Origin of the sequence: Microbulbifer sp. MKSA007, assembly GCA_032615215.1 — a bacterium.
Classification (GTDB): domain Bacteria; phylum Pseudomonadota; class Gammaproteobacteria; order Pseudomonadales; family Cellvibrionaceae; genus Microbulbifer.
In genome coordinates, this window is record CP128433.1 from 4764442 (window position 1) to 4789984 (window position 25543).

The window sequence follows — 25543 nt, forward strand, 5'->3', positions numbered from 1 at the left end:
CCTGTAGGCAAGACGTTTTATTTTTGGGTGCATCCGATGGACTTAGGAAGGTGGGATTCAGCAATTTTAAAGAGCGTGTTTTTCCCCGCGCTTCTTGTTCTCTTCTATACATTGTATGAAATTGGACTTCCTCAAGATTTATATAGTTGGGCGGGCTTTGGGTTGTTCTCATTAATTTTTCTGGGGGTTTACTTACTATTCTCAATCGTTGGCTGGCTATTATTTGGTTTTCCTGTTCATTGGTTAATTTGCAGGTATGGCAATGGAAGTTATTTTCTATATTTCGGTGCGGCAGTGGTTTTTACTGTCGTTATATATATTTTCTCAGGTGTAGCAGAGACGGCAATAATTTATGGTTCTTTTGCGTTAATTCAAGCAATGCTGTTCAAGTATTATGCATATAAACAAGTACAAACATAACTAAGCCCGCCAGAGGCGGCCAAAAAACCGCCGCTTCGCTCTGGTTTTTTGGCCCCAGCTGGTAACGTTAGCTCTCTATGAAGATTCGAGTATTTACATTTCTGATACCGATGATCTTGTCTTCTTGTACGTCACAAGAGAATAAAGAGGATGTATTGCAGTCCGCATACGGGGATGACCTTGATTACTTTGGCGGCATCACCTTCCTAACAGGGCCTTGGTATGCACCTGGATCTGAGTACGGTTACCACATAAATGATGATGTTCTCTATATTGCTTATACTCCGGAAGTTGGCCTCGACAAGCGCATTATCAAAGTTTCAGACTGCCCTCAAATAGAAATTGGCATCAAAGAAATTAAACGTGCCATATTTGAAACAACAGAGATATTTGTTGGCATTAAAAAGCCGGCTGAGTCAGAGATCATTATAATGGATGGCCCTAGCTACCGACTGGAGTATTACTCCGATAGCATAGGTGGTTCAATCATCCTTGAGGGTGGAGCAAATAACAGTTACGTCACCCCTTGGATTAACGCGGCACTAAAAATTGGAGATATAGCCGATGCTTGCGAATGAGCTTACAATCCATGCAAGCGGGACACAGAGCTACGCTCTCCCTCCTTCACTTAGCGTTATGTGTAAAGGGACTTTATGACACTTTTCATATTAGGCATTCTTTCGGTGACAGTATTTTTCCCATTAGTATTACCTTGGGGTGAAAAACTACTGATTTATTGTACTGCCGTATGGTTTTTGTTGTGGCTTATCTTTTTCTTGCAAACTGAGCGTGAAAGTAACCCAATTTATGATGTAGGTATAGTTGGCGATAGTGCTACTTTAGGTATTTCAATTTTGGCCTTTGCTATCGTAGTATTTGCACGTAGCTTTATTCATTTTGTCATGAATAAAGCTAATCATAATCAAGTATGATAAGCGTAGGTAGAATTGCAAATACCACATATTTGCTGGACCTCCGCCATTTGGTGAATGTTAACTATCTAAGGGCTTTCGATGCAAATTAAATCGGTACATCCAGTAGTAAAAGCCTTCCTGATTTATCTTTTAAGTGTTATAACAATTGCGATGCTCTTTGCCCTATTTGATGATTGGATAAAGGAAAAAACCAACTACTCGCTCATTTTGAAAGGATACATTGTTGGCCCCCTCGTTTGGCCGGTAGCTTATTTGGGGCTGATTTATGGTAAATCGAGAAGTTCAGACAGTAGTTAGTGATGACAACTCCAAATCTTACCAAGGTTACAAGCTGATAGAGAGGCAGCCACATAACAATCACAGGCACATCGACGGCTTTTCCATTTCGGCCTCGCCTTGATTTTAAAGCCCTGCATATTGCGGGGAGTATGAGGCATAAGAGTGTATACCTACGAACTTGAAAAGAACATTTGGTCTGAGAAAGACTTCTCCCTAATGGGGTGGCACGACTCCAAAATATGGGGTTTCCTGGCTGATACGGAGAATTTCGAGTTTATGATAGATCTCGATTACATTTTTCAATGGATTCATCCAAGGGAAGGGGAAACGTATTTTAAGTTCTGGGTTGCTCCAGTTACGATGGTATTTGAAAATGCTTGCAATATTTTACTTGACATTGAATCAAGGCAAGGTGAGCTAGAAATCGCCGATCTGCATATGGTGAATGAGAGAAAAACAAAGAATGGTCGCTTCGATGAGTACGATTTTCGTTTTGACTGCCAGGAAGGGGAATTTAAAATAAGCGCCACAGGTTTCAAAATGTACGTTCGTAAAGCACCAATTTTACAGAGTGGGAAAGCTTTGAATTACAAATTACGCGGAGGTATAGATTTTAGCCGAGAGTACAGTAGCTCATAATAAGTGACTATGGTCGCTCATCAAGTTTTTAAGCCATACTTTCATTCCAATAGGTGTTATTTTTTACCATCGTATTCAGGGTCGTAATCTGCTTTCTCATGCAGAAAATCAGAGCCACCTTTTTAGGTTTGCCAGAGTCCACTAATCGCTTATACATCGGCTTTGGCATGGGATCGTATTGTATGGCGAAGAGTTTGTAGTTGTTTAATGGTATCCTTAATACCATTTTTATCACTGGTAAAACTAAAGAATTAATCAGTAGGTCTCACATAAATATCCAGTTGTTTGCTACCGGTATCGATACTGACATTGATCTCTTGAGGTTCCATAAGATAAGCTATCTCCGCCTTGCTATCCAGGCTAGAGGCCCACATGACTATTCAAGTTATGCCTAGTGAGTGTCTGTCACGTTCCTACTTGTTTTATAAACCGGCGCAGCAACGAACTGTGACAAACAAGGCCTTCGGTGGCCGCAGAAGGTGGATCTCAATTTACCCGTTAGCGAAAAGGATTTTCAACATCAGAATCGATTAAGAACAACCATACAAGTCGCAGCAATCGCTCTCTTTGTGCGAAGCGTTACTTACGGAGAAACTCTTGAAAAAAACAACCTTTTTTTATTCGCTCTATTTGCCACAAGTAATACCATCGCTCAGGAAGACAATTACTACTTAAGAATATCTTATGGCAGCGTTGACACAGATATTGAAGCCCAAGAAGTTATAGATAGTTATGATTATTCACTGTCAGATTCAGAAGGCTGGAGCTTTTCAGCCGGTTACCGGATCAATAGGTTTCTCGCTTTAGAAGGTGGATTTAGCGATTTAGGAAAATCTAGTGGAATGTACCACTACTCAAGTACAGATACTAACTTTAGCATTACAGAAAACCTCAGCTCAGAGATTAAGTTAAAGACACTAGGCTTATCTATTTCTACTGATACGAAAAAAGCATTATATACAGGTCTTCGATTTGGATATCAACGCTGGGATGTTAAATATAAATTCAAAGGGGAGTATTTGGAGTACCTTACAGCTCCAACTGTTATTGGAGCTCCAGGTACTGGGGGACCTGTTGAATACTCAGAATCAAGCAAATGGCGCAACGATGGTTACGATTGGTACTATGGGATAGCAGCAGGTTGGAATTATCAGAATTGGGCCATAAGCCTGGAACACACAATCTATAGCGTCGATAATGAAACCCCATCTTTCTCTGCGTTAGCGCTTAGCTATAATTTCTGAATAATCAGTTTACAGATTCGAAGGCGGCCTCATCGAGGGCCGCGCTATTTTCAAAATAGTATCAGATCCTTGATGCATCTCGATCTAGAGCCAATACTCATGGATAGATCGAGTGGTATGATAACAGAGCAACCTAAATGTCCATCGTCATCGCTGTGAGTCCTCACTTAACGGCCAGTGGTTCAAGCAACCGAGATGGGTACGTGGCATCCTTGATTTAATGTCGCTCTTGAAAGGTAGATCCTTAACAAATTAGTGCTGTTCGCCTAAACACTATGGTTAGGACTTACCTACTAATAGTAGATACCCTATATAGTTGGGTTTTGGCCTATCATGAAATGCACTATAAGCTAAATAGAACTTAGGCATATACTGAAAGCACCTGCATATGGCCTATACCTTAGGCTTGTTGGCCAAGTACTACAGCACGGATTGCTATTCGAAACCCCGTAGAAAAACCGCGACGTTATCAAGATAGGCTGCCCCTGCGGCTTAATCAGTTGTCACGGATATATCCCTTTCAATAGCCCGCAGGAATAATGGTTTTTCACGCCAGCTTAATGCCGGCTATTTTATCTTTAACTCTACACCTTCAAATTTCTCTTACCACCGTCACCAATGTCCACATAGCGAGTGGCGCAAACTGCTAGATTGAGTTATCTAGTGCTGGAACAGACTCCACAGGTAAACCTTTGTCATTGGGAAACCCAAAGTGCAAGGTCAAGAATCATCGCCAAATAATCAAAACAACAGCGATCAGCAATCGCTGGATTTGCAGAACGCTGATATTGATGCAGTTTACACTGAACTAAACACATCACCCGCCGGCCTCACCAAAAATGAAGCCAGCACCCGCCTGCAAAAATATGGTCCCAATGCCATTCAGGAGAAGGAGCAAAGCGCACTCGCTAAGTTTTTGCGATTTTTCTGGGGCCCCATTCCCTGGATGATTGAAGCGGCCGCATTGCTCTCTGCATTAATTGGCCACTGGCCCGATTTCGCCATCATTATGGCCCTGCTGTTGTACAACGCGATTGCCGGGTTTTGGCAGGAACACAAAGCTGCCAATGCGCTGGCAGCACTGAAGGCCAGCATGGCCCCCAAAGCCAATGTATTAAGAGATGGGGAGTATCAATCTATCGATGCGGCGATGGTGGTCCCAGGCGATATAGTGCGAATCAAGCTAGGGCAAGTCGTGCCTGCTGATGTGCGCTTTACCGAAGGGAAATCCATCAGTATTGATCAGGCTGCCCTTACCGGGGAATCTCTACCCGTCAGTAAGAGCATCGGTGATATTGGCTATTCCAGCAGTATCGCCAAACGCGGGGAGATGACCGCTGTGGTCATTGGTACCGGGCACAATACATTCTTTGGGCGCACCGCCCAACTTGTTGCCGGCGCAGGGCAAAGTGCCTCACATTCGCAGAAAGCCGTCACCCATATCGGTGACTTCCTCATCGTGCTGTGTTTGGTGCTGGCCGTTATTCTGGTGGGCACAGAGTTATACCGCGATATCGTGGTCGCCGAAACATGGCACTGGTCAGATATCATCAATATTCTTCGCACTGTACTGGTGTTGCTGATCGCATCGATTCCCGTTGCCATGCCTTCGGTCATCACTGTGACCAATGCTCTCGGTGCCCTGGCGCTATCCCGTAAAAAAGCGATCGTCTCGCGGCTGGAGTCCATCGAAGAGTTGGCTGGTGTTGATATCCTCTGCTCAGATAAAACTGGCACCCTCACTAAGAACCAATTGTGCCTCGAAGAACCTACCTTATTCAGCGCGGAAAACAACGACCAGTTAATTCTTGCCGCCGCTATCGCATCTGAAGCAGGCGCCAGTGATCCAATTGATCAAGCAATTTTTGCCGGCCTGAAAAATAAGGGAGAACTGAAGAAATATAAGGTTGAGGAATTCACTCCCTTTGATCCGGTGAGCAAACGCACTGAAGTCAAAGTACAAGATCAGGATGGGCAAACCCTATATTTCAGCAAAGGGGCCCCCCAGGCTATTGTCGACTTATGCAACTTGAGTGGTGCGAAGGCCGACAAAGCCACTGCATGTGTGCAACAACAGGCCTCCAGGGGGTTGCGCTCCCTCGGCGTTGCGCAGAAGGCAAACGCCTCTTCGTGGCAATTCCTGGGTATTCTGTCTCTTGAAGACCCACCTCGGGATGACTCCAAAGACACTATTCAGCGCGCACGGGAACACGGGCTTCAAGTAAAAATGATTACTGGCGACGATGTGGCTATCGGCAAGGAAATCGCCACCCAAGTCGGTATTGGAACAAATATTTTCGCTGCCAGTAGTGTGTTTACAAAGTCCCAGGATATGGACCACCTGCCATCTACTATCGTCGATACCGTTGAGCGTGCAGATGGATTTGGGCGAGTGTTTCCCGAACATAAATATGCCATTGTGAAAGCATTGCAAGGTAGGGGTCACCAGGTTGCCATGACTGGCGATGGTGTGAACGATGCGCCGGCCCTTAAGCAAGCTGATTGCGGTATCGCCGTTAGCGGTGCAACCGACGCCGCACGCGCGGCAGCAGCCATTATCCTGACCTCTCCCGGGCTATCTACCATCGTCGATGCGATTGACGAAGCCCGAAAAATATTTGAACGCATTATTAATTACGTACTTTTCCGGGTATCCATGACTCTAGATATTATGGTGGTGGTTGTCTTTGCTACCATAATGTTCGGCTTCTCGCCCCTAACCCCGGTTATGATCGTACTAGTGGCTCTTCTTGATGACATCCCCATTATGACCATTGCCTACGATAATACTCTGCTTCCCAAGGAACCTGTGCATTGGCAAATGCGAGACCTATTACTGGGCTCCAGCATTATCGGCCTTTTTTCTATTGCTCAAACAATGGGTATTCTCTTTATTGGAATGGAATGGCTCAATAACACCAACTGGCAATCCTGGATCGCATTAAATAAAGAGCAAATTCAAACTATCGTATTTTTACAGATCGTAGCGGGTGGACATCTACTGTTATTCGTTGTTCGCTCTCGTACAGCTTTCTTTTCCAAACCACTACCCGCTTTCCCTCTGTTTATCGCAATTGTTGGCACCCAAGCATTTACCGTGCTGATGTGTGGATTCGGCTGGCTGGTGCCGGCAATACCCTGGACTATAATCGGTCTGGTATGGCTATACATGATTATCTGGATGTTTTTCCTGGACCTGGTCAAGAAACTTCTTTATCGAAGATTAAGTGATATCTGAGCCATCTACAAAAGCCTAACAAAGGTAGGCAGTCGAACTATGAATTGTTTCGAAGATTTCAGGGTAAAGCCTGGCAGCAAGATAAAGCTCTCCGAAATAGACCCGGGCTTCAAACATTGTTACGAAAATCGTGAAGAGGCACTCCCAGATACCCAGCGTATAGATGAGCAGATACGTTCATTCACTTACAAGCTTTACGCTGAGCGTAAAACATCTCTACTTATCTGCTTGCAGGGAATAGATGCCTCGGGGAAAGATGGCACCATCAAGCACGTATTAGGCGCAACAAATCCACAAATGTGTAGAGCGATTTCCTTTAAGGAACCTTCAAAAGAAGAGAGCGAGCATGATTTCTTATGGCGATATCACAAAGTAACCCCTGCCCGGGGGCATATATCAATCTTTAACCGCTCTCAGTATGAGGGCGTACTGATTGAACGAGTGCATAGCCTGGTTCCAATGGACATTTGGAGTGAACGCTATGAACAAATTAATAACTTTGAGAAATTACTCTCTGAAAGTAACACAATAATACTGAAATTTTTCCTATATATCAGTCAGGATGAGCAGTTGGAGAGATTCAAGCAACGTATTGATGATCCCGCCAAACAGTGGAAAATCAGCGAAAGTGATTATACTGAGGCAAAATATTGGGATGAGTATATATGTGCTTTTGAAGATATGCTAAATCAATGCAGCACCGAATACGCGCCCTGGTTTGTTATCCCCGCAAACCACAAATGGTTCCGGGACTTGGCCGTAGCTTCAATTATTTCTGAAGCATTAAAGAAATTAAACCCCCAGTTTCCTGCCCCCACCGTCAACCTGGAAGAGATAAAAACCAAGTATCATCAACTTAAGAATTCTTAACAAATTAAAAGCTAAAAAATTAAGGTTCTATTATTCCCTAAACCTATAATAAACAAGTTATCTTTTAATTATAGATTTCTATCAGAAGACTTAAAGTGGATGCGCTGGGCAGCTCGCCGTCATTCCCAATAGACTTTACAAAATCACTCTGCCTCAATACGAAATCAGCTGCAGTATCATTTTCCTCTGGCCACTGATCCCAAATAAGTATTCAATTGTTATCAGGGATAATGAAATTATCTTCTATCGCAGAATCTATCCACCCATAACTATTGAAGTCTTTCACCCTAGTACTAAATATACTGAAACATAGTTTTCTATAAAAAATCCACCCCAAGGCCTAGCCCATAAAAAAGACCTCTAGAATAGACATACATAGGGTATAACCGCTAGATACTCCAGCCGTCGATCTGATTATAGATAACCAAAAATAAAATTTTATAAAATCTATGCAGATATCACTGCTTGACGTAAGACTAAAATAAAAAACCAGGTAGCATAAACTACCTGGCAGAAAAGGATTTGACTTGGTATCAAACGATCAGACCAAATTAAAGCTATCCAATTTAAGCAAAGCCCCGAAAATTTTAACAGGCCTCTTCGGTATATGGAGATATGCACAGGCTGACCTGCTAGTCAGTAGACACACCTGTCTTAAAGCTAACAATACTAACTCGTCAGAGGACTTTAGATCCGATTTACATTGGTAGGTATAGAACTCTTGATAGGAGCTCATAAGATTTATATCTTAAAAGATAACTGCTTCACTGAAAGAAAACTGCCAACCATATAGTGGCCTCATCTGCAGCTGTCTCCACCACCCGGTGCCTTTGATTTGCCCCAATCAAGAAGTTATCCCCCTTCCCCAGGTGGTGCCTCTCACCATTTTCCATTTCAATAACACCATAACCGGAAAGTACTAACACCCACTCATGCTCATCTTGATCATACCACCCTGTTTCAGGCGAGGACTGCCCGTAAGATACAATCCGCTCAACCCTGCAGCTTTTCCCCTCTAGCAAACTCTCAAAATGCTCCCTAGAGTGATCACCTGGTAGCTGAGTGAAAAAATTACCCATAAGTCTCCCCTAACATTAAATCGGCATGAAAAAACAATTTACAAAAATACAACTATACTAAAACCAATAGACTCTACAATTGGGATTAATATAGAAAAACATACGCCAACCGAAATCAAAATGAGCCCGAGACCAGAAAATAGAATATCTTTTACTAAACCTTCAATATTGGCTCTTTGACGCCCCCAAAACACAACACTCACATAAAATATAAAATAGATCATTCGAAATAGATATGAGCACCTATTAAACAGCAGTAGATACCAGATCACGATCTATAAAACACAAAGAACATATAATGACTATTTATTTACATTCAGGGCTACATAAAACCGGCACCACAGCAATACAATGTTACGCCTATAAATATAGAAGGCTGTTAAGAAGTAAAGGTATTTTATATCCCATTATTCATCGAAATTTAATTAGCATAGATAAGGGTCACCATCTTTTTGCACACTCATTTTCCGATCACCCTGAAAGTCCACCTATCTCCAGAGGAAAGTTGCTAGCATATGACTGGAAGTCAAAGTCGCAGAAAAACAACCTTGATCTATTAATTAGTGCAGAGCCTATTTGTCGACATACTTATAAAACAAAAGATTGCTCCTGGATTGAGGCTCGGCACCATTATTTAGAACAACTCTCCAACACATTACCCCCAGAGCAAACTAAAATCATCTTAACCTTGCGCAGACAAGATAATTTTGCCCAGTCTCTATACAAAGAACATATTATGAAAGGAGTATCTCCACTAGCGAAACTGCCATTCAAGGAGTTCCTATCAAAGATAGAAGGTAGAAACCTGAACTTTTATAAAAATATAGCAGCATTCAAAAAGTTCTTTCCCAATATACAAATACTCATTTACGAGCAGCTATGTAATGGCGACCTACCAGTTAATTTCTTTCGTGCTCTAGGGATTTCCGGCCTACCAAACTCTAACAAAATCATAAGAGAGAGTCTATCAAATGAAGAGGCCGCTTTAAAGCAGATATTAAACCAGCAAATACACTCAAAATCTGAAAATACAAAACTATTGAAATGGATAAAATCTGGCAATACACAAAATATAATCAAGCGAACACTACCGAGATCACCACACCTATGGAACTCTGATGAAGATAGGGCTAATTTTTTAGATCGATATTCACAGGAAAATAAAAAAATAAATGATGAGTTCCTCGAAGGAGGTGAAGAACTGTTTCCATCAAATCATAAACTTCCCAAAAAAAAGCCTAACATTATCACGCTAAAGCCATATTTAATTAAAACACTTCAAGCCCTATCTAGTGATATTCAACAGTTACTGGGGGAATACCGCTTTAGAAACATAATCAATGCTATAGAGCACTGATTGCCAAATCTGGTTAGAAGTCCTTTAATAAGGATCGCCAGCAACAAAGTATGTTACTGGCGCCTAACTATTTAGAGGATCTAAAGCGATAAATCACTTACCACTGATATATCATTCCAAGTAAAACGCTCAGCACGATATACACTCGTATCATTGACTATCATCTCCCAAACCGTCTCTGCAGTCTGATCGCCGGCGATTTCAACAATATATGCATCTCTATTGTTGCCGGTACTAGCACTGGATGGGCCGCCCGCGCAAAGTAGAATATTCCCACCGGGAAGTTCATCTACATCCCCTAAAGAATTGGTGTACTTTGGTGCAACGTACTCCCAAGTTTGCACTGCCACCATTTCCTCTGTGTTTAAAGAGAATTTCACTGCGCGGCTATTATAGACCTCACCACTGTATTCGGACTCATTCCTATTATCGTAAATCAGAATGTCTCCGTCTGACGCAAGCATAGCTGCATGCTGAGAAGCCATCCAGGTGCCATCTTGCAATGAAAATAATTTCTCAAGAAATCCCTCGGAAGCATCCAAATCCCTACCCATAATCCAGTTTACTTCGCCACTATTATGATCAATATTGACCACCCAGCTTTGAGAGCGACTTGACAGTAAAATCGAATTATCGGCAGAAATATAGTGTAACGAGTTAGAGTGAGTCCAATCCAGCGCACCATTGCTCGCTTCTCGATTGGCTAACTCACCGGGGAAACGCTGAGTATCGAGATGATCGAATGCAGACCATTCCCATACAGTATTGCCCTGCCCATCCACTTCAAGAATCGCATCTCCTTTTATCAATTGACCATCAATTGTTTCATAGGCGTTTGTTAATACCAGTAGATTTCCATTTTCAAGAAGAATTGCATCGTGGTGATAGGCTGGCAGCTCAAATGATTGCAGCGTTTCACCAGCAAAGGAGATAATCCTTGCTTCCTGATCCAACAGCAACATTAAATTGCCATCCTGTAAATTGCGCACTACCGGAGCTCCGGTTAGAGGAACATCTCCGTGAAGGTACCAGACAACCTCACCCTCCTCATCGAATCCCCAAAAGGTATTATCCCTGTCACCTGAAGGTGCAAAAATAGTTACACCTCCTTCGCTTTGCTCTGTAAATGTAGTTACCTCAACTGGGGGAGCGCCTTCAGGTAACGAACCAGTCTTGAAAGAAATAGTCGAACTCTGCACAACGTCTCCACTTTCCAGCATTGCCAGTGCAGTAAAACGGTAAGTGGTATCGGCCCTTAAACCTACTAGGGTCATATCATGCTCTGTGCCCCAGTCGGTATAATTTGTTCGCCGACGGTCGGTTACCGCCGAGTTGATCCTGATCGCCACTCGCGACTCACTGCTAGTCGATACTTGCGCATTCACCATTAAACTATTTAGTGGATGCATCGAAAGGGTTAATTCTACTTCGTCATCCAAAGCAAGCAGAGCTTCATTCGCTTGCTCTACCTCAACACTCACGCCCGGATTGCTGTACAGCATTACAATACATACTAGAAAAAATATGGGTAACGTCGATCTTCCAGTCATAGCCAAATCCTATTTAATAAATATTAAAAGTAATCATCCCTACCCTGGTATTTCATTTTCAGGGGAGCTTCCAATTATCAGCTATCACATAACGCAAAAAGGGTGGATTCGTTTACTTGGTTTTCAAACCAGAAAGAAATATTTTAGCGATCCCGAAAAGGAAATTTCTTCATTCAATTTTCTAATGCGCAATGGCCCGCACAACAAGAATGAGAAATGGGGATAATTTTGGATAACGATATAGTCGCGACACTTACTAAGATGAAGTAAATAATAAAAACTTTTTGAACGCTATTTCTATTATTCTGGCGTGGTTCAAGAACGCTGGAAATTGACTCGCAAGTTACGGTAGATTACTCATAAAACCTTAGCAACTAAGACAAAATCCCTAAAAATCACTAACAAATAGAAGAGCATCCTCTAAGAGAACCTCAGTATATTCCTTTTTGTTGTCACCAGCCCTTAAGACCCACCTTACCATCCCTTGGACTTGTAGTGGTTCATGCCGCCGCAGTACCAACCCGCAGCCGAGGCCGAGTATACGGTTATCTGCTTTGGGGAAATCACCAGCTATGGACTTGTCCCTGTAGTAGGGCAGAAATACTTGCCCTAAGACAAACTGTAGCTGGATTCAAAATCCACGGTTGTTTACACGGCCCACTGGTAGTAGAGAGGTGTGTAATGCATAGCCGATCTTCGCTGCAAAATCATCAATCCATTTCCACGAAACAGAAGGGATCTCTACGCAAAAAATCATCATTCGCCGCTGCCGTAGTGATTGTGGGATCTGCAATTCTTGCCCCACTGACCTATGCCGTGGATTATTCCAATTCCCGCTATAATTCGCGATACAGCGCTCAACATGGACATGGAAACTACGGAGCACACTCCAGGTATAGCAGGGACTACCGAGCAAATTCACGGCATAGCAGGAATTACAGATCGCACTCAAGGCACAACCGGGACTACAGAGCACACCCCCGATACAACAGAAATTACAGGGCGCATTCCCGATACAACAGGAATTATCGGGCTCACTCCAGATACGGAACACATTCCAGATACGCGGCGAATCCACGGCATAGCCGCCATATGTGGTTTAAATCCAATATTCAGGGAACACCGCGTATTGTGATCGACCTCAGTGATCAAATGGCATACTTCTATAAGGGCGGGCGTCTGGCCGGTATGTCCCCGGTATCTACTGGCAAACCCGGACACCGCACACCTACCGGTAACTTCCGTATTTCACAGAAGAAATACAGCCATCGATCAAATCTGTACGGTCACTACATCAGCCCACGGGGCTATGTAATGCGCAGCAATGTGGATGTGCGCCGCCACCGCAAACCTGCGGGTTCTCGATTCCGCGGGGCATCTATGGATTACATGATGCGTATCAATGGCCCCGTTACCATGCATGCCGGCCACGTCCCGGGATATCCCGCCTCTCATGGCTGTATTCGTATCCCCTGGCATATGGCTAAGATTTTTTATGCCCACGCCAAGGTTGGTACCAAGGTGTCCGTGGTGCCTTAAGTTGGAAGTAACAGGTAAATTTTTACCAACCATAAAAAAGGCGGACTATTTAGTCCGCCTTTTTTAATTAGGAGGCCTCGGCCTCTTTTCTCTTTGTTAAATCCATACGGGTAAAATAATCGTGCGCCGCTCGATTAACATGCCTTGCCAGCAATAAAGTAGACACCATTGTTGGAATCGCCATTACCGCATACATCCCGATGATGATGCTGTTTACCGCACTTAAAGAAGCCACCGCACCCAATATAATCAGCACCATGTAGAGTCCGGTATAAAGACCCTGCCAGCGGCCACCGAAAAGAAAAACATAGCACTTCATACCGTAATACCAGCAGGTAACGATAGTGCTGAAAGCCAGCGGAAGGACCATTAGCAGTAGCAAAATTGGGCCGAACTGCCCAAACACCTGAGAAAATGCCTGTGCAGTCAAGGTAACGCCGGCAATATCCCCTTCCTGCTGCCAAGCGCCAGTCAGTAGTATCACCAGGGCAGTGCAAGTGCAGATAACCAGTGTGTCTACAATGGGGCCCAGCATGGCAACCACGCCTTCTCGAACGGGCTCACGGGTTTTCGCTGCACCATGGGCCAAAGATTCTGTGCCTATACCCGCCTCATTGGAAAATGCGCCCCGGCTTACCCCTACTGTGATTACCGAACCCAGAGTACCTCCAGCAATAGCTTGACCACTGAAAGCATCCGAGAAGATCAGCGCAAATGCTGCCGGTACCTGCTCCCAGAAGCTGGCAATCACCACAAGAGTCATGCCCAGATAAAACAGTACCATGCCCGGCACTACTCTTGCGGAGAATTTACCGATACGCTGGATACGACCGGCAATAACGTAGGCCGATGCAACAGCAATTAATAAGCCAATAACAAAATCAAAAGTGAGTGAACCTCCGGGTGCTACCCAACCCAAGGGCTCAGCAAAAGACTCTCGCAATAGCTGCGTGGTTTGATTGGACTGAAACACCGGCAACATACCGCAGAGTCCCGCCACGGCAAACAGTACCGCGAGCGGCATCCAGCGTCGGCCCAACCCCTCGCGAATAACATACATGGGGCCACCTTGCAGTTCCCCGGAGGCATCGCGACCGCGAAACATCACCGCCAGCGTCGCTGTATAAAACTTGGTAGCCACCCCCACCAGGGCGGTTACCCACATCCAGAAAATCGCCCCAGGCCCACCAATCGTAATTGCGATGGCAACCCCAGAAATATTGCCAAGTCCCAGGGTTCCCGAAAGCGCTGTGGATAGCGCTTGGCTGTGATTCACTTGTCCAGGGTCATTGGGGTCATCGTATCGGCCACTTAAAAGCCCAATACTGTGCCCAAGATGGCGGTAGGGACGGCCACGAGAATAGATTAATAGCGCGAGGCCTCCACCAACGAGTAGCACCAATAAGGGGGGACCCCAGACAAAACTGGCAAAAGCCTCTAATGCCTGATCAATAGCAGGGAATATCGACATAATTTAATTCATTTCCGGTGAGATTCGCCCAGTCTAGGTACGCTCACACCAGACTGTCAAAATGCCGCCATAAAACTCCGCAGCCTCATAAATGCGAAAAATTTGGGAAAACCTGGAATCCCGGCAATAAAAAAGCCCCAAATAGGGGCTTTTTTAACAATCTTTTACAACTTTTTATCAAGCTGTAGTAGTTGCCTTTAATGCGGGCTCGGGTTCTGAACTCTCCCTCACCAGCGCCACCGATATAGCGCCAAGCAACATACACACCCCCGCCAGAACAATGATGTAAATTGCCTGGTTTTCGAAAACTGTTTTCAATATCAAGCCAGCTACCAGGGCAGAAACAATTTGTGGTGCGGCGATAGTGAAATTAAAAATCCCCATATAAACACCGGTCTTATCCGCCGGCAGTGAGTCGGAGAGGATCGCATAGGGCATCGCCAGAATAGCGGCCCAGGCAATGCCCACACCCACCATCGGTAGCAATAATCCCAGGGCGCCACTGGGTACGGAAACTTCTGTAATCAACAGATTCACCTGTGTGGGATCGCCCCCCTGGAAGAACAGGAAGCTGATGTATCCCAAACCGCCCAGTGCCAGCGATAGGGAATAAGTGAGCTTACGCCCCAGCACCTGAGACAAACGGGCCAGGACAATAGAGAAGATCGCTGCAAACAGGGAGTAAGCAGCAAAAATAATTCCTACCCAGTCACCGGCAGCACCCTTAGCGGCAGCGATATGTGCGGGAATTTCTTTGACACTTTCCAGATAGGCGGGATCAAACCACTTGGCTTCCACTCCCCAAACGTGTTGAGTGATCGCGGGCGTGGTGTAAACCCACATAATAAACAGGGCAAACCAGGAGAAGAATTGCACCAGGGCCAGCTGGCGCATAGTGCGCGGCATTTTAATTAGCAGCTGGAAAAAACCGATCAAGCGCTTTGCAAGTGGGGGTTTTTGCTGTCTCTCCCACTCAAGTTGTGCGGAGTCGAGACCTTTATAGGCATTGTACTGCTCCGGCGGATACTCCTTGGTGCGCAGCACAGTCCACAACACACTGCCCAGCAGCACTGTGGCGCCGATATAGAAAGCCCATATAACGGAGGGCGCCACCTCTCCCGCACGAGCGGTATTTTCCAGACCAATCACATTAGTCAGGATGAATGGCAACATGGAGCCGAAGATGGCGCCAATGTTAATCAGCAAAGACTGTATCGAGTAACCCAGGGTGCGCTGCTCTGATGGCACCATGTCGGATACCAGGGCGCGGAAAGGCTGCATGGTAACGTTAAAGGCCGCGTCCATCAGGGCCAACATAACGCCGCCAAAGATAATTGGGGCCACTATCGCCACCACAATCCCGGCATTGGGCATAAACGCCATCCCCAGGGCTGCGGCGATGGCACCAAAAAGGATAAAGGGGTTGCGGCGACCGAAGCGACTCCAGGTCCGGTCCGAAGCTGAACCCACGATCGGCTGTACGATCAGTCCCATGAGCGGCGCCACTATCCAGAATAGAGACAGGGAGTGAAGGTCCGCCCCCAGATCAGACAAGATTCTACTGGCATTGGCATTTTGCAGAGAAAAGCCAAATTGCACCCCGAGAAAACCTAGACTGACATTCCACACCTGCCAAAAGGGCAAGCGCGGTTGCTGGGCTTGCGGCGCAATGGCGCTGCTTGCTGATTGGGTCATAGAGGTCACCGCATCACTAGTTATGCTTATTCTGCCATTCTCACACGCTCTCCCGGAGCATCCATCCTCCCCCATAGGGGAGGATGCGGGCCAGATCCTTCGCTTTAGGATAAACTCAGGCCCATGCGTATACGCCGGGCCAACACGAAACTGTGAATCCTAATCAAGCAACTGAAGTCCCGCGCGATGATCCTAAAACTCCCACTCCTGCGCCTGGTGTGTCTCGCAGCTACACTCTGCCTGAGCGCTCAATCCCTGGCCGCTGAACAGCGCAACTACCGCGATCACACCATGAGCGAAGACTCACTAACTGTACAGACGAGTGAGGGCGAGGTCACCCTCACCCCGGTTGGTCCGTCAGCGCTATCGGTGCACTATCGCCGCGAAGGCCTGAAGCAGTTGCCCTCATTTGCGTTGGCCAGCGATTCTGCCGGCCGACCCGAGGCTACGCTGAAGCAAAAAGGGGACAAGCTCGTTTACCGCACTGGCTCGCTTACTGCAGTCATCCACAAGTCTCCCTTCCGAATCGAGTACTTGCGCGGTAGCGAACAAATCCTGAGTGAAGAGAGTGGTTTCTTTGCCACCGAGACGATGCGCGGATTCCGTTTCGCACTGTCGCCAGAGGAAAAACTGCTGGGCGGCGGAGAGCGGGTTATGGGGATGGACCGTCGCGGTCAACGCCTCCCTCTGTATAACCGTGCCCATTACGGATACACCACCGAATCCAACCAGATGTATTTTTCCCTGCCAGCAGTACTGTCCAGCAACAAATACATTCTGCTGTTCGACAACTCTGCCACCGGCACCCTGGATCTGGGCGCAAACGAAGAAGATATCCTGCAATTTGAAGCCGTAGCCGGGCGCACCGCTTACATCGTGGTAGCCGGTGATACTTATCCACAGTTGCTGGAGAATTATGTATCCACAACTGGCAAACAGCCCCTGCCACCCCGTTGGGCCTTGGGTAACTTCGCCTCCCGCTTTGGCTATCACAGCGAAGCTGAAGTCCGCGCAACCGTGGATAAGTTTGCCGAAGAAGATTTCCCCCTGGACGCCCTGGTGTTGGACCTCTACTGGTTTGGCCCAGATATAAAGGGTCATATGGGCAATCTTGCCTGGGACAAGGAAGCCTTTCCCGAACCAGAAAAGATGATGGCTGACCTTAAAAAATGCGGCATCAATACCATCCTGGTGACCGAGCCTTTTGTCCTCTCCACCTCCGAACGCTGGCAGGAAGCCGTGGCGAATAATGCCCTGGCCAAAAACCTGACCGGAGAACCCAAGCGTTTTGATTTCTACTTCGGCAATACCGGCCTGATCGATGTCTTCTCTGAAGATGGCGGCGACTGGTTCTGGAATATTTACGACGGATTATTGGAACAGGGCGTAGCCGGCTGGTGGGGCGACCTGGGTGAGCCGGAAGTTCACCCCTCCGATACCGTTCACGCAATCGGTATGGCCGATGAAATCCACAACGCCTTCGGCCACGCCTGGGCGCAATTACTGCACGAACGCCAAACGGCAAAATACCCAGAGCGCCGCCCCTTTATTATGATGCGCGCCGGTTTTGCCGGCTCCCAGCGCTACGGCATGATCCCCTGGACCGGCGACGTCGCTCGGGAATGGGGTGGCTTACAGCCCCAGGTGGAATTGGCTCTGAGCATGGGCTTGCTGGGTTTTGGCTACACCCATTCAGACCTGGGTGGCTTTGCCGGCGGTGAGAAATTTGACCGCGAACTCTATATCCGCTGGTTACAGTACGGCGTATTCCAACCGGTTTACCGCCCGCACGCCCAGGATCATATTGCTTCCGAACCGGTTTTCCACGACCGCCGCACCCGCGATATCCTGCGCGAATATGTAAAACTGCGCTATCGCCTGCTGCCCTACAACTACACCCTCGCCTTCGAAAACAGCCAGACCGGCATGCCACTGATGCGCCCGCTGTTTTTCGAAAACGAAAGTGACCTATCTCTCCTGGACTACAAGGATGCCTACCTGTGGGGTCAAGATTTCCTCGTTGCCCCAGTCGTGGAAGAAGATGTGGATGAGGTCGCGGTAAAGCTGCCCGGCGGCACCTGGTTCGATTACTGGACTGATGAACAATATTCTGGCGATCAGGCCCTGGTAGAAGTGAACCTGAAAACGATTCCTGTACTGGTGCGGGCCGGCGCCATTATTCCCACCATTGACGATGTCCACAGCAGTCGTGATTACTCCAGTAAAAACCTGACCCTGGACTACTACGCGCACTCATCAGCAGCAAAGTCCGAGCGCTATGTTTATGAAGATGATGGCGCTACCGCACAGGCTTTTGAAAAAGGCAAATACGAGAAGCTGCATTTCTCAGCTGAAAACAAACAGCAGGGTTTAACCTTCGCCTTTAATCGAGAAGGAGACGGTTATACCGGTATGCCGGAATCCCGCAAGGTCAATTTAAAGATCCACAACTGGCAACAAGTGCCTGCGCAGCTTGATGTTACCGGCGAATCCCTGCCTATTTTCGACAGTGAAAAAGACTTTGCTCAGGCACCCCGTGGGGCCTGGTACAACAAGCGCAAGCAGCAACTGCTGGTTAAATTTGACTGGCACAAAGAACCGCTGGATTTAATGCTCAAAAATCAATAATTCAGCAAACCGCTGTTCACTGACAAAAAAATTTAAAGTCATCAGGAAACAATGAAGAAGTTACATTCCCTGTTTATTGCCAAACTCCTTTCGGCTTCCCTACTGGGTGCTGCTCTATTCGGCACTGCCGGCTGCAGCCAGGATAGCAGCCCGGAAGAATTACAACCCGCTGAAAAAGTTGCGGAGAAAAAAGCCGTTATCTACCAAGTGCTACCGCGCTTATTTGGCAACACTAACAGTACCAACAAACCCTGGGGCACACTCGAAGAGAATGGTGTGGGCAAGTTCTCCGACTTTACCCCAAAAGCACTGAATGAAATCCACGCGATGGGCGCCACCCATATCTGGTACACCGGCGCCCTGCACCACGCGCTCGTCGGCGACTACACCGAATACGGTATCAGTAACGATGATCCAGATGTGGTCAAAGGCCGCGCCGGCTCTCCCTATGCCATCAAGGATTACTACAGCGTAAACCCAGACCTGGCCAATAACCCAGCAGAGCGATTACAGGAATTCCGCGCACTGGTGGAACGCAGCCACGCGGCCGGCCTGAAAGTAATTATCGATATAGTGCCTAACCATGTAGCCCGCGCCTATCATTCTCTCGATAAGCCCCAAGGCGTGCAGGATTTTGGAGCTGGCGACAACACCCAGGTCACCTATGCCCGCAACAACAATTTCTACTATGTGGTGGGCGAAGACTTCCGCGTGCCCGTTGCAGAAGACAGTTATCAGCCTCTCAATGGCGAGGCAAATGACCTTGTCGATGGGCAATTTATAGAAAGTCCAGCCAAATGGACCGGTAACGGCGCGCGCAGTGCACAACCTGCCATGCACGACTGGTATGAAACCGTCAAAATTAATTTTGGCGTTCGCCCCGATAACAGCAAGAACTTTTCTGAGCTACCCCAGGAGTATGCCGAGCGCGACTACCGGGCCCACGCCCAGTTTTGGGCAGACAAGAAAGTCCCGGATACCTGGAAAAAATTCCGCGATATCGCCCACTACTGGCTGGACTTTGGCGTGGACGGATTCCGCTATGATATGGCCGGTATGGTGCCGGTAGAATTCTGGAGCTACCTGAATTCCTCCATCAAAATGCGCAACCCCAACACACTGCTACTTGCCGAAATCTATACTCCAGAGCGCTATCGGGATTATCTGCAGCTGGGCAAAATGGATTATCTCTACGATAAAGTCGGTACTTACGATGCTATTCGTGCGGTCATGGAGAACAAGGGCAGCGCAGATAAAATCGCAGAGGTACAGGCAAGCCTGGTAGATATTTCCTCTCATATGTTGCGCTTTATGGAGAACCACGACGAGCAGCGTATTGCCAGCGCACAATTTTCTGGCAACCCAGAGGCAGGCAAACCTGCAATGCTGGTGTCTGCCACGCTCTCTCCAGCCCCTACCTTGGTTTACTTTGGCCAGGAGTTAGGAGAACCCGCCAACAAAGATACCGGCTTCGGCAAAGCCAGCCGCACCACCATTTTCGACTACTGGTCAGTACCCAGTGTGCGCCGCTGGAACAATGAGGGCGCTTTTGACACTGCACTGCTGACAAAAGAAGAAAAAGAGCTGCGCAGCTTCTACCAACGCCTGCTTAATTTCTCCAAACAGAGCCCGGCCTTACTTGGCGATTACCTGGACTTGCACAGCTACAACCGCAAGCAAAACTCAGGCTATGGGGAAAAACAATTTTCCTTTGCCCGCTGGAACGAACATGAAAAATTGTTGGTAATCGCCAACTTCGATAACAGGGCAGTGGAGTTTGATTTTCAGTTGCCTACAGCACTTCTAGAGGCCTGGAAACTACAACCGGGCAGCTACCTGGCTGAAAGCCAGATATCCAATAAGGTGGCAAACCTTATCTTGGAAAAAGACCAAGCCTCCACAAAGATCCAGTTGGCCCCCTACGAAAGCCATATCTTTGCAATATCCACTGCCCCCCAGAAATAGCCACTCAGCCCTGGAGGGGATTACTCCCCTCCAAGAGCGCTTAAGCACAGCAATTTATACCCACCCTACCCCCTTTCTCACAACATAATCCCGACAATTCCTAACCATACTCATCAGGTAACTCGCTTGACATAAACACTACTCCATGTATATTGCTCACAATTATATTGTGCACAATTTAAATAAAAGCCGAAATTGATATGCAAGGGGACATTATGAACCGACAACATAGCCGCTATTTTTCACTACTAAACCTAATTTTGGCTGCACTTTTAGCATCAGTAGCACTTCCTGCAATGGCTGAAACTAACAAGGCTGAACAGAGCGAAGCACCTATCCAGGTGACAAACGAGACTTTTAACTGCATCCGAGATATGACCAAGGTGCGGGGGTTTTATGTGGATAATTTACTGGGAGATCTGGATGGGACTCTAGAGGTCGCAAACTCCAGCACTGGAGGTGTTTATCCTCCTGGATCAGTGGTCCAGTTAGTACCCGGGGAAGTGATGGTCAAACACCAAAAAGGCTTTAACCCCGCCACTAAAGATTGGGAGTTTTTTGAACTGGATGTTTCTGAGGAAGGCAGCAAAATCCGTAAGCGAGGTTTTGTTGATGTAGTTAACCGTTTTGGAGGTAACTGCTTTGCCTGTCATGTCCAGGCCAAACCGCAGTGGGATTTAATTTGCGAGACCGGACACGGCTGTGAACCCATACCACTGACAAAAGAAATACTGGCCTTACTGCAAAAAACCGATCCTCGTTGTGAATCGAACCCAGAGTTAAATCAAGAAGAGATTGCAAAATTGCAGGCGTTACAACAAGCACTGCTGGCTAAAGAAAATAAATAACTAAAGAAGCCTGCAGACCAACTTCCTGGCCTGCAGGCTCTTATCAATTACAGTGCAATCACACTATAAATCATGGTTTGATCATTCACCTGCACCTTGTAGCTTCCGCTTACAGAAGTGTAGATATCAGACCCACCCTGCTCCAAGTCGCCATCGGAGTCGCTATCGCCGTAGTTTTCACTCCAGTCAGCATTAACATCGAACTTGAAACGCTGCTGCGATTGACCATCAAAATTTACCTGGATTTCCCAGGTGTTGTCGGCCACTAATTCCATAGCATCAGCACCCCAACTATTTGGTGTGCCACGGAAATAAAGTGAGGAAAAGTTGGATGCGTAACTACCACAGTCTGCACAGGTCAGGCTGTAGCTCAGGGTTTCATCATTAACCTCAACAATATAGGTACCTGATACATCGGTGTAGATATCATCCCCACCCTGCTCCAGAGAGCCGTCCGCATTGTTATCCCCGTAGTTTTCAGCCCAGTCACTGCTGACATCAAACTTAAAGCGCTGGTTACTGCTGCCATCAAACACCACAGTGGCACGCCAGGTATTATCTGCAACGAGGGTCATCGCCTGAGTGCCCCAGCTATTGGGCGTACCGCGGAAATTTAATGCCGTAAAGTTTTGAGCATAACCAGCATTGGGATCAGTCACGGTAATGGTTGCCGTAGCACTATCGGTTAAGCCATCGTTGTCAGTAACAGTGACTGTCTCGGTATAAGTGCCCGCACTGGCGAAGCTCAAAGTTTTCGAGGAAGAACTACCACCACTGCTCCAGCTATAGGAAATCACACTACCGTCGCTATCAGTAGAGCTGCTGGCATCCAGGGTGACACTCTGATTGACTTCTATTGTGCTGGATACTGGAGTCACACTTGCAGTGGGTGCTTGCTGGGAAGAGACCTCGGTGATCGAATAGGCCAGAGTCTCATCATTTACTTCAATTAAGTAGTTACCGGTTACAGAGGTATAGATATCTTCTCCGGTTTGATCCAGCGTGCCATCAGCACCATCGTCACCGTAATTTTCGGCCCAGTCACCATAGATATCCAACTTAAAGCGTTGGTCCGCCTGGCCATCAAAATTAACCACCAATTGCCAGGTATTATCTGCTACCAATTCAAAAGCCGTCGCTTCCCAATTATTTGCTGTGCCACGGAAATAAAGGCTGGGGAAACCTGTACCAGAACATTCATCACCACAGGGACCAGATAGCTGCCCACCGTGAATGGCAGCAGCGGAATAAGCTGCAACATTGAAAGTTGCATAGCCATTGCTGCCTACGGAAATAACGTCGCCGCTGCACTCATCATCTCCCGCCAGGACATTGCAGTAGTCCCCAGCAGGAAGGCCTGTATACAGTGTCTGGCTGAGAGAGTTGCCCTCGTTATTGATAACGACATAGCCTTTATCACCGCGTCCAAAGGCAATCTGGTTATCTCCGTTATCCCACCAATTTTCCATACTGGTGCCGTCGGTGTAGTTACGGAAACCCACCATATTGGCAATATTGCCCCATCGGTGCTGACATACCCATTCGTTGTTTTCACAACTCTCCGGACCAGTATTGGGGGGACCAATATCCGTATCGGTAAAGTCATAACCTGACATTACCTTCGGATAGCCATAGGGGTGTGCCAACATAAAAACATTGGCCAGGTTATACTTGTAGCCATCGTGATAGGTCAGGTTACCGCCACCCCCGTGGCCACGTTCACGATCGTGGTTGTCAATAAAGTGAACTGCATCGCTGGAAGATAAAAGTCCCCAACTCTCGCCAATACTGGCGAGGTTTTTAATTTGTCCGTTAAAATTACTCGCTACATCAGTGCCGTACTTAAATTCAGTCACACGGCCCAGGAATGTATAATTTGATGGCTGGATTTCAGAGGCTTCGCCAGCTGCGCCGATAACTTCAGAAAAGATCCAGGGATTACCAGCTTTACTCATGATGCTGTACATATCGCTGGGAGACATATGCTTAACCGCATCTACACGGAAACCATCAACGCCCATACCCTGTAATTTATTTAGGTAATCGGCCAGGGTCTGCTGAACATAACTGGAACCAGTATCCAAATCTGGAAGTCCACTCAAGCGGCAATTCCAGACATTATTTGCATCGCTATAGTTATCAATAGTGCAATCGGAGTGATAATCCCAAGAGGAAAACTCACCGGGGTGATTCAACAGTGTCCACTCGGTGCCACCCCAACCCGTGCCTCCACCATTCCAGGCCGCCGTATGGTTGATGACTACATCTGCGTAGACTTTTACACCCGCCGCATTACAGCGGCTGATCATGCTCTGTAACTCAGCCTCAGTACCGCTGCGGCTGGTCAGGTTAGTGTAGGAAACCGGCTGGTAGCGCGCCCACCAGGTGGAGTGGCTGATATGTTCATGGGGCGGGGAGATCTGCACCGCATCAAAACCTTTCGGCCCCAGGAACTCCTCACATTCACTGGCGATATCATTCCAGCTCCATTCAAACAGGTGTACAAAGGCTGTACCTGCGCTGGCATGGGTACTGGAAATGGCTCCGAGTACGATACTCGCGCCTCCCAGAAGCCCTTTTAACGGAAATTGTTTTTTCATTTTAGCTTTCCTTTTTCTCTCATCTGTAGTCGTTATCTTTTTTGTATAAAGAGAACCCCGGAGGCAGTTGCCTACCAATGATTAATGGTTCTCCATTTCTACATAAGTAGGGTCAACTTATAAGCACACCTTTTCCCAGGCACTTGCAAATACTTGGATTGCATTCGCCCCACAGTAGGGGCTAGAAATATTCTCCTCAGGCGACACAACCAATAGGCATTCGCTCAAGAAAAGAATCTGTGGGAAGCACCGCAAGCGGCGAAGAAAAGTTCAGGCTTATCATCACAGGTGACCATTTATTATTTTTTGCAATTCAAGCCGGATATTTGGAAACCCCAACTACGCAGTATCTAAACCGCTGGATTTCAATACCCGACCAATTGATCACTCATCCTGAGATATCCACAGACCACCAAAGGCATCAATAAACCGGTAGTGTGTGAACAGATACCGAACAGCAGCGGTAATATGCACCTCCTGTGCTACTGCAAACCCGAAATTACAACTATTCGGGCATTTGGAAGGCTAATAATCAGTGCTTGAGAGCACATCCTCCCTATAGGGGGCGTAGTAGATATTTGTGCTACAGGTCTAAATAGCGAAGAGAATTTGGCTTTTAAGACCAAAATTTAAACAGACGGGAAAACAGAATCACTCACAACTCTAGCTTTAAATGCTTGAAGTAATGACGGTATGTGAGCACTTCTTAGCGATGACTCTAGATAGATAGAAATTAATACCCCAGATATTTCTTAGTTATTCCATGAGCATAATCGCAGTGTTCATCAAACTCACTTACAGGCCAATCTCGAAACTCCAGTAGATCCTGACCTATTTCTGATATCTCATCAGATAGCTCAAGTTGAGCCAACCAGTTTGCAAGAATTGCACCCACACCCTAATTGGCACCAATCAGGATTCCGCTAATAGAGCCTGTAGAATCTAAATCGCCATCGTGATTAACAGCCATCAGCAACGCTTCTTTGAAGCTTGGAGCTTTAAGGGCACAGTAAACTGAAATAACAAGAGCCTCTTCAGCCACCCAACCTTCCCCCACCTGTTCAATCGCCCGACCTCAAGGTCTATCTCCACGAGCAAGCTCTTCAGCCAACTCTATAGCTATAGCGTCTCCATATGATTTGGATGTTTACACAGCTCCGTTATAGCTGTAGTAATGCCTTGTTTA

At 46.8% G+C, this 25543-nt stretch carries 22 protein-coding genes; 15 read left to right on the forward strand and 7 right to left on the reverse strand.

Going from position 1 to position 25543, the window contains the following annotated elements; genetic code table 11:
- Positions 1-36 precede the first annotated feature (36 nt).
- From QT397_24125 to QT397_24145, 5 genes are all read left to right on the forward strand, one after another.
- Complete coding sequence (locus QT397_24125) at positions 37-420, forward strand: hypothetical protein (protein ID WNZ55894.1); 384 nt, start codon at positions 37-39, stop codon at positions 418-420.
- 155 nt (positions 421-575) lie between these two features.
- A complete protein-coding gene (locus QT397_24130) occupies positions 576-998 on the forward strand; it encodes a hypothetical protein (GenBank protein ID WNZ55895.1) in 423 nt (140 codons plus the stop codon).
- Between the two features lie 75 nt (positions 999-1073).
- Positions 1074-1352 (forward strand): hypothetical protein, encoded by a 279-nt coding sequence (locus QT397_24135; GenBank protein WNZ55896.1) that lies wholly within the window; start codon positions 1074-1076, stop codon positions 1350-1352.
- 81 nt (positions 1353-1433) lie between these two features.
- Positions 1434-1652, forward strand: a complete 219-nt coding sequence (locus tag QT397_24140) for a hypothetical protein (protein ID WNZ55897.1) — start codon at positions 1434-1436, stop codon at positions 1650-1652.
- Between the two features lie 144 nt (positions 1653-1796).
- Complete coding sequence (locus QT397_24145; protein ID WNZ55898.1) at positions 1797-2273, forward strand: hypothetical protein; 477 nt, start codon at positions 1797-1799, stop codon at positions 2271-2273.
- A 251-nt stretch (positions 2274-2524) separates the two neighbouring features.
- Here QT397_24145 and QT397_24150 read toward each other — a convergent pair whose 3' ends face one another.
- Positions 2525-2647: a hypothetical protein gene (locus QT397_24150; GenBank protein WNZ55899.1), complete on the reverse strand. Its 123-nt coding sequence runs from the start codon at positions 2645-2647 to the stop codon at positions 2525-2527.
- A 105-nt stretch (positions 2648-2752) separates the two neighbouring features.
- Between QT397_24150 and QT397_24155 the strand changes: the two genes are divergently transcribed.
- The 3 genes from QT397_24155 to QT397_24165 all read left to right on the forward strand — a co-directional run bounded on the left by QT397_24155 (position 2753) and on the right by QT397_24165 (position 7625).
- A complete protein-coding gene (locus QT397_24155) occupies positions 2753-3517 on the forward strand; it encodes an outer membrane beta-barrel protein (protein ID WNZ55900.1) in 765 nt (254 codons plus the stop codon).
- 712 nt (positions 3518-4229) lie between these two features.
- Positions 4230-6755, forward strand: a complete 2526-nt coding sequence (locus tag QT397_24160) for a plasma-membrane proton-efflux P-type ATPase (GenBank protein WNZ55901.1) — start codon at positions 4230-4232, stop codon at positions 6753-6755.
- Positions 6756-6794: 39 nt separating this feature from the next.
- Positions 6795-7625, forward strand: a complete 831-nt coding sequence (locus QT397_24165) for a polyphosphate kinase 2 family protein (GenBank protein ID WNZ55902.1) — start codon at positions 6795-6797, stop codon at positions 7623-7625.
- A 764-nt stretch (positions 7626-8389) separates the two neighbouring features.
- Here the strand turns inward: QT397_24165 and QT397_24170 are convergent.
- Complete coding sequence (locus tag QT397_24170) at positions 8390-8704, reverse strand: cupin domain-containing protein (protein WNZ55903.1); 315 nt, start codon at positions 8702-8704, stop codon at positions 8390-8392.
- Positions 8705-9002: 298 nt separating this feature from the next.
- Here QT397_24170 and QT397_24175 point away from each other — a divergent pair, with 298 nt between their 5' ends.
- Positions 9003-10061 carry a hypothetical protein gene (locus tag QT397_24175; GenBank protein ID WNZ55904.1) on the forward strand — a complete coding sequence of 353 codons (1059 nt, stop codon included), beginning with the start codon at positions 9003-9005 and terminating at the stop codon, positions 10059-10061.
- A gap of 80 nt (positions 10062-10141) precedes the next feature.
- Here QT397_24175 and QT397_24180 read toward each other — a convergent pair whose 3' ends face one another.
- Complete coding sequence (locus tag QT397_24180) at positions 10142-11542, reverse strand: aryl-sulfate sulfotransferase (protein WNZ55905.1); 1401 nt, start codon at positions 11540-11542, stop codon at positions 10142-10144.
- Between the two features lie 43 nt (positions 11543-11585).
- Between QT397_24180 and QT397_24185 the strand changes: the two genes are divergently transcribed.
- From QT397_24185 to QT397_24195, 3 genes are all read left to right on the forward strand, one after another.
- A complete protein-coding gene (locus QT397_24185; GenBank protein WNZ55906.1) occupies positions 11586-11837 on the forward strand; it encodes a hypothetical protein in 252 nt (83 codons plus the stop codon).
- 585 nt (positions 11838-12422) lie between these two features.
- Entirely contained in the window at positions 12423-12746 is a 324-nt protein-coding gene (locus QT397_24190; GenBank protein ID WNZ55907.1) for a hypothetical protein, read from the forward strand.
- Positions 12704-13150: a L,D-transpeptidase family protein gene (locus tag QT397_24195; GenBank protein ID WNZ55908.1), complete on the forward strand. Its 447-nt coding sequence runs from the start codon at positions 12704-12706 to the stop codon at positions 13148-13150. The genes QT397_24190 and QT397_24195 overlap by 43 nt, the downstream gene beginning before the upstream one ends.
- Positions 13151-13217: 67 nt before the next feature.
- On the opposite strand, the gene QT397_24200 is transcribed toward QT397_24195, so the two are convergent.
- Both QT397_24200 and QT397_24205 read right to left on the reverse strand, forming a co-directional pair.
- Positions 13218-14621, reverse strand: a complete 1404-nt coding sequence (locus QT397_24200) for an alanine/glycine:cation symporter family protein (GenBank protein ID WNZ55909.1) — start codon at positions 14619-14621, stop codon at positions 13218-13220.
- Between the two features lie 177 nt (positions 14622-14798).
- The gene (locus tag QT397_24205; protein ID WNZ55910.1) at positions 14799-16316 is read right to left on the reverse strand and encodes an MFS transporter; all 1518 of its coding nucleotides are present in this window, start codon (positions 16314-16316) and stop codon (positions 14799-14801) included.
- A gap of 186 nt (positions 16317-16502) precedes the next feature.
- Here QT397_24205 and QT397_24210 point away from each other — a divergent pair, with 186 nt between their 5' ends.
- From QT397_24210 to QT397_24220, 3 genes are all read left to right on the forward strand, one after another.
- Positions 16503-18944: a glycoside hydrolase family 31 protein gene (locus QT397_24210; GenBank protein WNZ55911.1), complete on the forward strand. Its 2442-nt coding sequence runs from the start codon at positions 16503-16505 to the stop codon at positions 18942-18944.
- Between the two features lie 51 nt (positions 18945-18995).
- Positions 18996-20909, forward strand: a complete 1914-nt coding sequence (locus QT397_24215) for an alpha-amylase family glycosyl hydrolase (protein WNZ55912.1) — start codon at positions 18996-18998, stop codon at positions 20907-20909.
- 215 nt (positions 20910-21124) lie between these two features.
- On the forward strand, positions 21125-21757 hold the full coding sequence (locus QT397_24220; protein ID WNZ55913.1) for a hypothetical protein: 633 nt from the start codon (positions 21125-21127) through the stop codon (positions 21755-21757).
- Positions 21758-21804: 47 nt separating this feature from the next.
- Here the strand turns inward: QT397_24220 and QT397_24225 are convergent, their stop codons facing one another.
- Both QT397_24225 and QT397_24230 read right to left on the reverse strand, forming a co-directional pair.
- The gene (locus QT397_24225; GenBank protein ID WNZ55914.1) at positions 21805-24357 is read right to left on the reverse strand and encodes an alpha-amylase family glycosyl hydrolase; all 2553 of its coding nucleotides are present in this window, start codon (positions 24355-24357) and stop codon (positions 21805-21807) included.
- Between the two features lie 898 nt (positions 24358-25255).
- Complete coding sequence (locus QT397_24230; GenBank protein ID WNZ55915.1) at positions 25256-25414, reverse strand: ADP-ribosylglycohydrolase family protein; 159 nt, start codon at positions 25412-25414, stop codon at positions 25256-25258.
- Between the last annotated feature and the right edge of the window lie 129 nt (positions 25415-25543).

Excerpts from the sequence above, each read along its gene's own strand:
- QT397_24125 (WNZ55894.1), top strand. The coding sequence starts at position 37 with ATGGACTTAGGAAGGTGGGATTCAGCAATTTTAAAGAGCGTGTTTTTC.
- QT397_24135 (WNZ55896.1), top strand. The coding sequence starts at position 1,074 with ATGACACTTTTCATATTAGGCATTCTTTCGGTGACAGTATTTTTCCCA.
- QT397_24140 (WNZ55897.1), top strand. The coding sequence starts at position 1,434 with ATGCAAATTAAATCGGTACATCCAGTAGTAAAAGCCTTCCTGATTTAT.
- QT397_24150 (WNZ55899.1), bottom strand. The coding sequence starts at position 2,647 with ATGTGGGCCTCTAGCCTGGATAGCAAGGCGGAGATAGCTTATCTTATG.
- QT397_24165 (WNZ55902.1), top strand. The coding sequence starts at position 6,795 with ATGAATTGTTTCGAAGATTTCAGGGTAAAGCCTGGCAGCAAGATAAAG.
- QT397_24170 (WNZ55903.1), bottom strand. The coding sequence starts at position 8,704 with ATGGGTAATTTTTTCACTCAGCTACCAGGTGATCACTCTAGGGAGCAT.
- QT397_24175 (WNZ55904.1), top strand. The coding sequence starts at position 9,003 with ATGACTATTTATTTACATTCAGGGCTACATAAAACCGGCACCACAGCA.
- QT397_24185 (WNZ55906.1), top strand. The coding sequence starts at position 11,586 with ATGGGTAACGTCGATCTTCCAGTCATAGCCAAATCCTATTTAATAAAT.
- QT397_24190 (WNZ55907.1), top strand. The coding sequence starts at position 12,423 with ATGCCGTGGATTATTCCAATTCCCGCTATAATTCGCGATACAGCGCTC.
- QT397_24195 (WNZ55908.1), top strand. The coding sequence starts at position 12,704 with ATGTGGTTTAAATCCAATATTCAGGGAACACCGCGTATTGTGATCGAC.
- QT397_24200 (WNZ55909.1), bottom strand. The coding sequence starts at position 14,621 with ATGTCGATATTCCCTGCTATTGATCAGGCATTAGAGGCTTTTGCCAGT.
- QT397_24205 (WNZ55910.1), bottom strand. The coding sequence starts at position 16,316 with ATGACCCAATCAGCAAGCAGCGCCATTGCGCCGCAAGCCCAGCAACCG.
- QT397_24210 (WNZ55911.1), top strand. The coding sequence starts at position 16,503 with ATGATCCTAAAACTCCCACTCCTGCGCCTGGTGTGTCTCGCAGCTACA.
- QT397_24215 (WNZ55912.1), top strand. The coding sequence starts at position 18,996 with ATGAAGAAGTTACATTCCCTGTTTATTGCCAAACTCCTTTCGGCTTCC.
- QT397_24220 (WNZ55913.1), top strand. The coding sequence starts at position 21,125 with ATGAACCGACAACATAGCCGCTATTTTTCACTACTAAACCTAATTTTG.
- QT397_24225 (WNZ55914.1), bottom strand. The coding sequence starts at position 24,357 with ATGAAAAAACAATTTCCGTTAAAAGGGCTTCTGGGAGGCGCGAGTATC.